We start from the raw sequence: 12,367 nt of genomic DNA, 5'->3' as shown, positions 1-12,367 counted from the left end.
TTGGAAGCAAAGAGTTTGTCGCCACGACTGAAGAGCCGCGCCGCGATTGGACAGAGAAGTACATTCCCGAAACCGACAAGCCACGAGTTAGGGCGGCGATCAACCGCGCGATCGCAACCCGCAGCAATTTTGAATTGGAACACCGCGTTATTCGGTTGGACGGCACTGTGGGACTGGACGTTCTCCCGCGCCATTCCGCTGATCGACGAGGCTGGCGTTATCGTCAAATGGTTTGGTGCGGCGAGTGACATCACCGAGCGGGTAGAAGCTGAAGCAGCCTTGCGCGAATCGGAAGAAAAATATCGATCGCTGTTTGAGTCGATGAACGAGGGGTTGGCGATCATGAGCTTGTCCGCGACGAGAGTGGTCGCGCTGTAGATGCCCGATATCTTGAACTCAACCCAGCATATCAGAGGCAGACAGGATCTGACCGAAGCAGCACCCTCGGTCGGTTAGCGAGTGAAGTCTTCCCAAACTACTACCGCTCCTGGTTGGAGATTGTTGAGCGCGTTGTCAGAACCGACAGCCGGAACGCTTTGAGCATTTCGTTCCAGACAATGATAAGTGGTTCGTTTTCCAAGTCACTCCTTTTGGTGGAGCAGACGGCTTCACGGTGCTGTACGACGACATCACACGATCGCAAACACGCAGAAGAACAATTGCGTCGCGCTGCCGAAATGGATGCGTTCCGGGTCAAATTGTACGGATGCACTGCGATCGCTTTCCGACCCTGTTGATATTCAGGGCAATGCGATGCGCCTGCTGCGCCAACATTTCGATGTCGGCTGGTGCTACTATGGCGAGATCGATGAGGCTGGCACGATTGTGACAATTCTGCGGGATGCCGTGAAAGAGGGCTTGCCGTCGCTAGTTGGCGTTTCATGACATCTCGGACATTCCAGAGTTTACCAATTTCCTGCGGGCAGGAAATGTGTTCAACGCCCCAGACATATCCACTTTTCGGTTGTTCAATCGGCGCGTCGGCGAGCAGTACAACGCGATCGGGCTACAGTCGATTGTGGGCGTGCCACTGGTCAAGAACGGGCGGCTGATCGCGTTCTTGCTAATGGCGGATACGTCAATCCACGAATGGTCTGATGATGCGATCGCGCTCTTGGAGGACGTTGCCGAGCGCACCTGGGCAGCACTCGAACGCGCCCGCGCCGAAGCAGCCTTACGCGAATCAGAAATTGGGCGAGTTCGAGAACAATCAGCCCGCGAACAAGAACGCCAACGAGCAGAGGCACTGGCAGAACTCGATCACGCCAAAACCCTCTTTTTCAGCAACGTTTCCCACGAATTCCGCACACCGCTAACACTGTCACTGGCTCCCCTGCAAGATGCCTTGAGCGATTCGGTAAATCCCCTAACTTCTTCACAACGGGAACGGCTAGAACTAGCACATCGCAACAGCTTGCGTTTGCTGAAACTGGTCAATACGCTGCTCGACTTCTCCCGCATCGAAGCCGATCGCCTGAAGGCAAACTACGAACCCACCGACTTATCCAGCTATACGGCGGAACTGGCAAGTGTTTTCCGCTCGGCGATGGAGAATGCCAATTTGCAGTTAGTCATCGATTGTCCTCCCCTGCCCAATCCTATTTACGTAGATCGAGAAATGTGGGAAAAGATTGTCTTGAATCTACTCTCTAATGCCTTCAAATTTACCTTCGAGGGTATCATTTCTGTCTCGCTCAAACCCGTTCAAGAGGGAGCAGGGAGCAGGGAGCAGGGAGCAGGGGAGAAGAATTTTCCCCCCTGCCCCCCGCACCCTGCCCCCTGCCTCTTCGTTGAATTGATAGTCAGCGACACGGGCGTAGGTATTTCCGCTTCCGAACTGCCTCACCTCTTTGAGAGGTTCTATCAAGTCAGAGGGGCGAAGGGGCGCAGCTATGAAGGCTCAGGCATTGGCTTGTCTCTGGTGCAGGAACTCGTCAAGCGGCACGGCGGCGCGATCGCGGTTACGAGCGCAGTAGGCCAAGGCACAACTTTCACCGTCACCATCCCACCGGAACCGCCCATCTACCCGCCGACCAAATTGAGGTTGCCTCTACACTGGTATCGACGGCTGTAACTGCAATGCTTTTGTTGAAGAAGCCTTACGTTGGCTACCTGAAGAAGAGGAAGGGGGCAGGGGGCAGGGGCAGGGTGCAGGAGGCAGGAGGCAGGGGGAACTGCTTTTGACGAAAGCACAGAATTGCAACTTCAAAGTTCGGAGGTTCAAGCTCGGAACTCGGAGGTTCAAGCTCGGAACTCGGAAGTTCATGCTCAGAACTCGGAGGTTCAAGCTCGGAACTCGGAAGTTCATGCTCAGAACTCGGAGGTTCAAGCTCGGAACTCGGAGGTTCAAGCTCGGAACTCGGAAGTTCATGCTCGGAACTCGGAAGTTCAAGCTCGGAACTCGGAAGTTCATGCTCGGAACTCGGAGGTTCATGCTCAAAGCTCGGAAGTTCATGCTCAGAACTCGGAAGTTCAAGCTCAAAGCTCGGAAGTTCATGTTCAGAACTCCAAGAGGGCGCGTATTCTCCTAGTGGATGACAACGCCGATATGCGCGGCTATCTCAGGCGGTTGTTAAACCAGTACTATGAGGTGGAAGTTGTAAATGATGGGTTAGCCGCGCTGAATGCGATTCGCTCTGGCGAAGGTGTCATCTATGACTTAGTGTTAGCAGATGTGATGATGCCCAGAATGGATGGATTTGAGTTACTGCGATCGCTACGGGCTTCACCAAATACCCAGACAATCCCGATTATTTTGCTCTCTGCCCGTGCTGGCGAAGAATCACGGGTGCAAGGTTTAGAAACTGGCGCAGATGACTACTTAATTAAACCCTTTTCGGCACGAGAACTATTAGCGCGAGTCAATGCTAACCTCCAATTAGCACAACTGCGACGCGAAGCAGTCTACCGCGAACAGGTAATGCAAGCTGTACAAACACTCAACAATCGCTTAGAGCAACAGGTGGAAGCGCGAACGGCTCAACTAGAAGCCATCAACCAAGAACTGGAGGCGTTTTTCTTCCTCAGTATCCCACGACTTGCGAACGCCGCTACGCTACATCAGCAGCTTTGCCGAACAGTTGCAAGGCAAAGCTCAATGCAGCAACCCTCGTCGATACATCCAGTTTGCAAAGTATCAAAATTATCACGAAATCTGCTCTTGAGGCAGAAAAAATGGTAGACAACTTGCTGGAATTTTCCCGCCTGGGGAAGACAGAAATACATTTGATTACTGTTAATATCAGTCAATTGATACAACAAGTGCGAGAACAATTGCAGCCAGAACTGGTTGGGCGATCGCTCCACTGGGAAATCGAGCCATTGGCAACGGTAGAGGCTGACCCAGTACTGCTGCGGCTAGTACTGCAAAATTTACTGTCGAATGCTGTCAAATACACGCGCAATAACACCGAAGCTGTTATCAAAATTGGTAGGGTTGAACAGGAGCAGGAAGTGATTTTCTTTGTCAAAGATAATGGTGCAGGGTTTGACATGAAATACTGCGATCGACTATTTAGCATATTTCAACGGCTGCATCCCCAGGAAGAGTTTCCTGGCACGGGAGTCGGGCTTGCCACTGTACGGCGGATCATTCATCGACATGGCGGACGCATCTGGGCAGAAGGCGCAATCAACCAGGGCGCAACGTTTTTACTTTTCGCTGCCGAAACATGAGGCAGAATAATTATGACAGCACTGCGGTTTCTTTTGCTGGAAGACAATCCCCTTGATGCAGAAGTGATACATATCACCCTGATCGATGGCGGCGCTAATTTTGAACTGCTCCGGGTAGAAACTCGCGCTGAGTTTGTGAAGGCATTAGAAGCCAATGCGTTTGATTTGATTTTGGCAGACTATGCCTTACCCGGTTTTGATGGCATTTCCGCCTTGAAAATTGTCGAAAACCTGTGTCCTGACACGCCCTTTATTTTCGTCTCAGGCAGTATGGGCGAAGAATTGGCGATTGAAGCGCTGAAACTGGGAGCCACCGACTATGTGCTAAAGCGCAACTTACGGCGGTTGGTTCCTTGTGTCCAACGAGCGCTGCGAGAAGCCCAAGAAAAGTGCGATCGCCAACTTGCCGAAGCCCGCCTGCGTCAAGTTGCGGCCAAACTGCCTCATGGCGCTGTGTTCATTGTCGATCGAGATTTGCGCTACCAGCTTGCAGAAGGCGAAGCGCTGGAGTGGGTTGGCATGACTACTGAAAAATTTGTCGGCAAAACACTCTGGGAAGCCCTCGAACCTGCCCTGGCAGACAGCTATGAACCCTACTTCCGTCAAGCTCTCAATGGCGAATCATTTGCCTTTGAGCACAACAGCCACGATCGCTACTATATTTCTCATGGCACACCCTTACGCAACGATCGCGGTGAAGTTGATGCTGTGCTGGCAATGTCCTACGACATTAGCGATCGCAAACAAATCGAAATTGCTCTCGAACAAAGTGAAGCTCGCTTTCGGTTAATGGTGGCAAGTGCAAAAGAATATGCGATTTTTACCGTTGATCCCAACGCTGCGATCACGAGTTGGAGTGCTGGTGCTGAACAATTGTTCAAGTATTCAGAAGCAGAAATCATTGGCCGTGACAGTCGCAGCCTTTATACCCTTGAAGAAAACCTAAAAGACCGCGTTGGCTGGGAATTCCAGACCGCCCAAACTCAAGGACAGGCAGAAAATGAGTGCTGGCATATCCGAAAAGACGGTAGCCGCTTTTGGGGTAGTGGCTTTGTGATGCCCATACGCGATGAAACCGAGGATGTGCAAGGATTTATTAAAATCATGCGTGACGTAACCCCACAGAGGCAAGCTGATGAACGTTTTCGGTTGCTCTATGACATCACCAGCGATCTCCTGGCGGTCGAGCAACCGATGACGCTGATGCACAATTTATTCAGCAAACTCGCACCTGCGCTAGGGTTGGACTTTTACTACAACTACATCGTCGAGTCAAAAGACAACCGCCCCATCCTACACTTGAAAAACTATGAGGGTATTACTCAAGAGTTAGCTGAGGCGATCGAGTGGATTGAGCTTGGTGAATACGTCTGTGGCTGGGCAGCGCAAGAACAACAGCAGATCGTTCTCAACCACACCCAAATTGCCACTGATCCCCATGCCGAAATCATCCGCAACCTCGGTGTTACTGCTTATGTCAGTCAACCGTTAATTGTGGAGGAGAGGTTATTGGGAACCATCTCGTTTGCTAGCCGCACCCGCACTTGCTTTACAAGAGAAGAAATCGATTTGCTGCAATTAATGTCTGAGCAAATAGCGATCGCCCTCGACCGAGCCAACCTAATTGTTTCGATTCAGCAACAGGCAGAACAGTTGCAACGAGCCAACCAGATTAAAGACGAGTTTTTAGCGGTGCTGTCTCATGAATTGCGATCGCCTCTAAACCCGATCTTGGGCTGGGCACAACTGCTGCAAAAAGGCAAGCTCAATGCCGCCCGTCAACGCGAAGCAATACTAACGATCGAGCGCAACGCCAAACTGCAATCACAATTAATTGAAGACTTACTCGACGTTTCGCGGATTATGCAGGGCAAGCTATCCGTAAAGGTGGCTCCCCTTAATTTAATCTCTGTTATTTCTGCTGCCCTGGAAACGGTGCGTTTAGCAGCAGAAGCAAAGAATATTAACTTACACATCGATCTCGATCTGCCTGCATCTATCTCTGGTGACGCTGCCCGCTTGCAGCAAGTGGTGTGGAACTTGCTTACCAATGCCGTCAAATTTACATCAGATGGCGGACAAGTAATCATTGAATTAAGGCAAATTGAAGGGCAGGCTCAAATCCGAGTGATCGATACAGGCATTGGCATTCAACCGGAATTTCTACCGTATGTGTTTGATTATTTCCGGCAAGAGGATAGCTCGACAACACGCAGATTTGGTGGCTTGGGTTTAGGGCTAGCGATCGTCCACCAAATTGTCGAACTGCACGGTGGCACAGTCAAGGCAGAAAGCTTGGGTGAGAATCAGGGCGCAACCTTTACAGTTCAAATACCGATCTTGAACCAATCAGCACAAATTGTACTTGACTGTGCCGACGCTGATGCAGAAAGCGCAGAGACTCCCTTAAGCAACCTGCAAATTTTGCTCGTGGATGATGATAAGTTTTCACGCAAGTTTGAAGCATTTTTGCTAGAACAAAATGGTGCAAAAGTGACAGTCGCAGCATCTGGGCTAGAAGCATTGCAAGTACTTGATAGTTTCATTCCTGATGTAATTGTGAGTGATATAGGTATGGTTGATATGGATGGCTACATGCTGATTCAGCAGATTCGTTTGCGCCCACCGAATCAGGGAGGAACGATTCCGGCGATCGCACTTACCGGTTATGCCACAGATATTGACCAACAAAAAGCCTTAACTGCTGGGTTTCAAGCTCATATTACCAAGCCATTAGAACCAGAGGAGTTAGTAAGGAAGATTGTCAAGCTCCTAGAACACAACTAATACCAATTCAAAATTGCAGTTTATAGCTTAGACAGATTTATTGCTTGGGCAAATAAAAATCTTTAAAAGATGTAATTAATAGTTCGTAAATCATCCCTCTATTTTTTATATTTGAGTTAATTGATCGAGCTGCTTTGATTTGATAGGTTTCAAAATTGATATCATTATAAATTTTTTGAATAAATTCGCTATCAGAATTACATACCATAACTTTGACACCACGACTTGCTAACTCTGCACAAGTATCTCTCAAAAGTTCTTGGTCTTTTTTGCTAAAACAATTCTGGCTATAAGCAGTAAAATAGCTAGTCTCACTGATAGGATGATAGGGCGGATCAAAAAATACAAAGTCATCACTGCTAGTTGCATGATTTAAGATTTCTGTAAAATCCGCTTGTTTGATTTCTGCATAAGAAAGTGCTTCTGAAGCTGCTTTTAATAAAACCTCAGAACAAATATTGGGATTGTCATATCTGCCTAATGGCACATTGAATTTACCCTGTGAATTAACTCGATAAAGACCATTAAAACAAGTCTTATTAAGATAAATTAAACGAGCAGCTTTTTCTATGTCAGTTCCACCAGAGTGGTTTCGGATACTATAGTAATAATCTTTATCATGTCGGATTTTATGCTCTTTCAATAGAGAAATTAATTCTTCAACATGATCTCTAACACAACAATAAGTGTTAATTAATTCGGCATTAATATCAGTTAAAAATGCTGTACTTGGTTGGAGATAGAAAAAAACAGCACCACCACCCAAGAATGGCTCATAGTAATTTTTATAACTTTTGGGAAAATAAGGAATATATTGCTGTATCAACCTACTTTTACCCCCTGCCCACTTCAAAAATGGACGCGGGCTAGTTTCCTTGGGGATTTGAATTACCATTTACTTGCAATTTAACTGAAAATAATCGTGACTAAATAAAGCCAATATAACCGACGAAGTATATTTTACATTAGCTGGCTAATTTTCCAGCCGCATAGATTACAATTGAGTAGATAAAGCATATCAAAACAAACGTAAGTATATAACAAGGCAGTTTACATTCAGATGTTTGACGGATTTTGGGATAACGTCTTTCGCTACCCCCGGTACTTAATTAGTATCGTCTTAGGACTGTTTCTGAACACCTTTGCGCCGTTAGTGCCATTGTTGAAGCGCCCAGTCACTTTGATCGCTATCTTGGGTTTGTTTATGAGCAGCCTAGTCTTCCTTACTCTCACCTTACGGGCAATGCTGGGCTTGAGTACAATCTAGACTAGCGTTATATCGGGGTTATGCCCCACAAACACTTCTTCTTGGCGTTGCTTTCGCTAAGTAGTGTTTACTCAACTTGCATATATTTTTGTTGTACAACCTCTGTGAAGGAGGCGAAATTTTTATGGCTACAAATCGCCGGGTTTCCCGCGTTGCTGAATTGATCAAACGGGAAGTTAGCCAAATGCTGCTCAATGGCATTAAGGATGACCGTGTGGGTACAGGAATGGTAAGCGTTACTGATGTTGATGTTTCTGGCGATCTCCAACACGCCAAAATCTACGTCAGCATCTATGGTACAGATGAAGCTAAGGTAGAAACAATGGCAGGCTTAAAGTCGGCTACAGGTTACGTCCGTAGCGAACTTGGGGCGCGGGTACGGCTACGTCGTACACCAGAGGTGCTGTTTCTTGAAGATCGCTCCATAGAACGCGGTAATAAAGTACTGGCCCTATTAAACCAACTTAACCATGAACGTCCGCCAGAAAATCTGGTAGCAGTAGAAGACAGCACTGATGAAAATGATGACGAATTCTCCGAATAAGTAACTAAAACAACAATGTAACTTCAGAACAATTAATCTCAGCAAATCCGCCAAACAGCTTACAGACGTGACCAGATCACGTCTGTTTTAATGTAACCATAACCTAATTCAGGAATTCAGTAGTTGTATATATACGCTTTCTGTTTGTCTTAACCTTTGTCTCTACTCTAGTACTGTCTGTTCTCTTGCTTCCACGGCGATTGAATATTTTTTTCGGAACAGAATAATGTTGCCAGTCGTCAGAGTTTAGTTGGGTATTCTGTAAGACTGGCGCGATAGAGCAGCGTAAAGCTTTTTCTTCTCCTTCTCTATCGGACACGCTGTGCGAACGCGAAGAGCTTCTTTGCCTTTTATCCTGAATTGTGGCTTCTTCAAGTAGAGTCCCCTGATTCTACCTCTTACATGATATTTATCTAAAGAAAACTGTTTAATGGGAGTGCTGAAATTAACCTATATAATTGCGGATTTGCTTAAAAAAATGTTAACAGATGCTAGTGTAGAAGCTTTCGTAGTATATTTTAGCCGTTATGTTTTGCAACAGTTTATACCCTAATATATGACAAATATTCTTGTGTTGTTTACCCTTAGATAAATACCAGCAGTTCTAGATCCGGTTTTAAGGTGATTTTTGATATGTAAGCAATGTTTGCGGCGAACTACGCCTACGTGAAATAAACTCTTCCCACCTACCAAATCTTGCCTAAAGACAGTAATGGCAGGACTTTCAGACTTGTGGCATCAAAGTCATACATCTGACATAGCAGGTTAAGTTAACTACTCGGAATTTTTTTTGTAAAGCGAATTTTCGACAAATGTCAGGATTCGTTGACTTTCTTAACATATCTTGAGATAATTTCAGGAGATGTAGCGTCAAAATAAAAATAGTTCCGTATAGCAAACTACAAAATCCTAGCCACAAGTCTAATTTCTGTAATGTTTGTTCCTAATTATTAACGGGAACACTATCGTAAGTGTTAATTTGTGAGTAAAAAACATGAGTGTGAATACGGTGCCTTCTATCAATTACTACTCTCTCGATCTGATTCAAGACGAAGCACGCCGACTGGTGCAAAAGGGAATGATTAGCCGACAACAGCCAATATATACCCTCTGCCAATACATTCCAGCGAGAGAGTGGGTTTGCGTTGAATGTGAATTAGAGAAATGTGACTTTTTGTTACGCGATCGCATTGGCGACCTAATTGGTCGTGAACAGTGGGACAACGACTAAATCAATCTTTGATTTCAGATTTGGATTGGGAGCTTATTTTCGATGTGTGAGTGTCACCATCAACGATTTAAAGCCCAATCTGGGGATAATCTCTGGTTTTTAATGAGCATTGCCCTACATAGAATCTTGCGTTTTTCATTAATACAGAAGCATTTTGGTCTGAATTTATACAGCTTCTCAAGTCAAAGAATGCGTCAGAACCATTTGTTATGTATATCTGGTGTCACGGCTTGAGTTTAGTATATAGATACTGTGATGTTCCTACATTGATCCGATAGAAGTATAGGCAATACGGTTTGGTTAACGTATTAATATTTTGGAGATCCCCAACCCTCTTAAAAAGGGGAATTTGAACCCGCTTTTACCCTTCTTCTAAAGGGGTCGTCGTAGGCGGTGGGATCTTAACCTAACTGTATTAGAAGTGTAGGAACCTCACTTTTGACTCGCAATTCATTGCATCGCTTTTTTTCAAGTAAGCGGTATTCTGTTTGCTGTTCCAAGCCAAAATCCGTCCTGAAAAGTTTTAGTTTACTAAGTTGGGCTAACCATCACCAGTTGCAGCAACAAAGAGAACCTCCGCAAGCAACTGGCTAAACCTTGAAAAAATTCAAAATTTGTTTTACGTAGTATTTTTTTAAATCTCGAAAAGCATAAAAAAATCAGCTTACCTATTATCCTACTTGCTCTAAATACTGATTAATGTCTTCAATGATGCGAGTAAGTTCAGCTTCAGTAGTCAAGCGGATGTTGAGATTGCGGACAGTCAGCAAAACCTTGGCTGCGAAGGGCGTTGGCCAGATATTAGGATTACAGAAAATTTCTAAAAATAGTTCGCCTGTATAACGATATTCCAGGGGAGGCTGGGGAGTGACTCTACCACCGCCAGGAGTGGGTTTAGCGGCGACAGCTTTCAGGCTCTCCATCAGTTTATCCGTTGCTGTCTTTAATTCTCGTGCTGCTTCGGGTGAAAAACTGAAGGAGACTGAACCTTCAATTAGGTTCAATGTTAGAGGAGTTGAAGACATATCTTTTGGATTAAAGCTTCTTGATAAGTACTAATCTTACCGGAATAAGGGGTCTGAATCTCACTCTCATAAACCTGATCGCGAACATCCCTATGGACACCACAAATCGGAAGCAGTAGTAGCTCTTAATATCCTTAAAACAGTTAACAGTTAACAGTTATCAGTTATTCGTGCGTATAATCTGCGTAGGTAATATGTGCCACCAACGCATTTCACCTTTACCGCATAGGCTTAAAACTTGCAGGATAAATAAATCACTAATAATTGATAACTGTTTACTGTTAACTGTTAAATGAGACACTAAATCTTCCGAGCCACGACGTACATACTGACAGTTGTGTAGTCTTTAAGGGCAGGAACTTTATTTAGAAGTCGAAGCACTGGCATCAGTTTGGAAGCCCCTTCTAGAGCATTTATGGTCTCGTTAACAACCCTAAATCCTGTTCGATCAAAGGCTTCCAAAAATTCGTGGCGCTTGAGTTTATTAAGTCCAAGCTCATAGATCGAATCGCACTCAACTCCGGGATGATATTTCTTATAATGTGCGACAACACGCGCATCGCCAAGAATTAAATGCGACCACGGTAGCTTGATGGGTCGTCCGATTGAGGTAAATCCATGATCGCCAAAAGGACTGTGGTAGAGTGGACTAAAACCAGTTATCAGTAAGCCCCCTTCCTTTAGAAGCCGTCTGATTGAAAGAAGAACTCTATCTAGCCCCATAATGTGTTCAAAAGTGTCTTTGGAAATTACGACATCAACTTTGCCGTCAAGCGCCGTCATGCTGTCAATATCCAAATGATGAAACTCTATTTTGTTGGCGATATCTGGGAAGCGTTCCCCTACAATACGGCGGGCAAATGCTATGCGTTGACTAATTAAGTCAAGACCAATCACACGCTGCGCTCCCGAAATGGCTGCATCAATAGACAAGGCCCCATGCCCACAGCCGATCTCAAGGACGACTTTCCCTGAGAAGTCGGGACGACCGCCGAAACGCCGCCAGTACTTCTGCGAATCGATGATTTGTTGCTCAAAGTATCTAAGGGAGAGGGACTCATCTTCTACAGCAAAATTTTCTTCATCAAATTTGTAGTTTACAGAGGGATGTGTAAAAGTTTGCTTATTCATGTAGATTCAATCCTCACAAGGGTAATTGACATATTTACGTTCCAAACATTCGCCAAAAAGATAGGTAGTCTAAGTTTTGCCGAAACAACCCAAGACAAGCAGATAGACAGACTATTAGGTATGTCAAAACAAGCCCACAGAGGCAGGACACTATAAATTCCTTGCACAAAAATCAGACAATATTTTTTTGGCTCAGTTTTTTGCCTGAGGGAAAAAAAAGTCTGTTTTATCTGGGTTTGCTCTATGCCAATCCTCGTAGATTGGCGAAAGATGATTCTTTAATACAGTGGGTAAGCCCTATGTATTAGCTTTTTCGAGGTGAGCATCTGTACTATCGAAGTTTTTTACAGTATTTTAGGCATCGGCTAGAATTAAGCAAAGAATCTATGACATTAAACTCCAAATTTTTCGACTGTAAATCAAGCGATCGCCGGAGCGAAAATCCTAAAATTGTGTTAGAAACATCATTGATGCTAAAAATAAAGGTTTAACCAGTTTGAAGTATATTTAGGCCTTCTCCTCTGTGAAAGGGGAAACAGTAGTAGAGTAGCAGCAATCCCTCTCGATTAAGAATTTTTAACTCCTAATCGAGTTTGGGGTAAAAGTTAAAGGGTTTTTCTTTCCCTTTCACCTTCCCCTTTTTCCCTTAACCGAGAAATGTTGGGAGTAGCAGAACCATGCAAATAATAACTCTCTTTTGAGTATTG

At 45.2% G+C, this 12,367-nt stretch carries 10 protein-coding genes and 1 pseudogene; 8 read left to right on the top strand and 3 right to left on the bottom strand.

The genetic code is table 11. The features are described 5' to 3' along the window. The first annotated feature begins 129 nt into the window (after positions 1-129). The 5 genes and pseudogenes from ANSO36C_RS21365 (at position 130) to ANSO36C_RS21345 (ending at position 6,462) form a co-directional block, all read left to right on the top strand. The gene (locus ANSO36C_RS21365; RefSeq protein ID WP_251956138.1) at positions 130-378 is read left to right on the top strand and encodes a hypothetical protein; all 249 of its coding nucleotides are present in this window, start codon (positions 130-132) and stop codon (positions 376-378) included. A gap of 179 nt (positions 379-557) precedes the next feature. Further along, a complete protein-coding gene (locus ANSO36C_RS21360) occupies positions 558-737 on the top strand; it encodes a hypothetical protein (protein WP_251956137.1) in 180 nt (59 codons plus the stop codon). A gap of 254 nt (positions 738-991) precedes the next feature. Next, positions 992-2,923 (top strand): annotated as a pseudogene (locus ANSO36C_RS21355) (response regulator); the annotation flags it as partial. Between the two features lie 251 nt (positions 2,924-3,174). Beyond that, complete coding sequence (locus ANSO36C_RS21350) at positions 3,175-3,675, top strand: sensor histidine kinase (RefSeq protein ID WP_251956136.1); 501 nt, start codon at positions 3,175-3,177, stop codon at positions 3,673-3,675. 12 nt (positions 3,676-3,687) lie between these two features. Further along, entirely contained in the window at positions 3,688-6,462 is a 2,775-nt protein-coding gene (locus ANSO36C_RS21345) for a response regulator (protein WP_251956135.1), read from the top strand. 37 nt (positions 6,463-6,499) lie between these two features. Here ANSO36C_RS21345 and ANSO36C_RS21340 read toward each other — a convergent pair whose 3' ends face one another. Next, positions 6,500-7,357 (bottom strand): DNA adenine methylase, encoded by an 858-nt coding sequence (locus ANSO36C_RS21340; protein WP_251956134.1) that lies wholly within the window; start codon positions 7,355-7,357, stop codon positions 6,500-6,502. 165 nt (positions 7,358-7,522) lie between these two features. On the opposite strand from ANSO36C_RS21340, the gene ANSO36C_RS21335 reads away from it, so the two are divergent. The 3 genes from ANSO36C_RS21335 (at position 7,523) to ANSO36C_RS21325 (ending at position 9,504) form a co-directional block, all read left to right on the top strand. Then, positions 7,523-7,729: a DUF751 family protein gene (locus ANSO36C_RS21335; RefSeq protein ID WP_251956133.1), complete on the top strand. Its 207-nt coding sequence runs from the start codon at positions 7,523-7,525 to the stop codon at positions 7,727-7,729. 124 nt (positions 7,730-7,853) lie between these two features. Next, on the top strand, positions 7,854-8,273 hold the full coding sequence (gene rbfA / locus ANSO36C_RS21330) for a 30S ribosome-binding factor RbfA (RefSeq protein ID WP_251956132.1): 420 nt from the start codon (positions 7,854-7,856) through the stop codon (positions 8,271-8,273). Positions 8,274-9,267: 994 nt separating this feature from the next. After that, positions 9,268-9,504, top strand: a complete 237-nt coding sequence (locus tag ANSO36C_RS21325; protein WP_012407481.1) for a DUF4327 family protein — start codon at positions 9,268-9,270, stop codon at positions 9,502-9,504. A gap of 671 nt (positions 9,505-10,175) precedes the next feature. On the opposite strand, the gene ANSO36C_RS21320 is transcribed toward ANSO36C_RS21325, so the two are convergent. Next, positions 10,176-10,529 carry a hypothetical protein gene (locus ANSO36C_RS21320; protein WP_251956131.1) on the bottom strand — a complete coding sequence of 118 codons (354 nt, stop codon included), beginning with the start codon at positions 10,527-10,529 and terminating at the stop codon, positions 10,176-10,178. Positions 10,530-10,829: 300 nt separating this feature from the next. Then, a complete protein-coding gene (locus tag ANSO36C_RS21315) occupies positions 10,830-11,660 on the bottom strand; it encodes a class I SAM-dependent methyltransferase (RefSeq protein WP_251956130.1) in 831 nt (276 codons plus the stop codon). Positions 11,661-12,367 lie beyond the last annotated feature (707 nt).

It is taken from the genome of Nostoc cf. commune SO-36 (genome assembly GCF_023734775.1).
Lineage (GTDB): Bacteria > Cyanobacteriota > Cyanobacteriia > Cyanobacteriales > Nostocaceae > Nostoc > Nostoc commune_A.
Note: the sequence above shows the minus strand (reverse complement) of the source record. Positions and strands in the feature narration are given on the sequence as shown.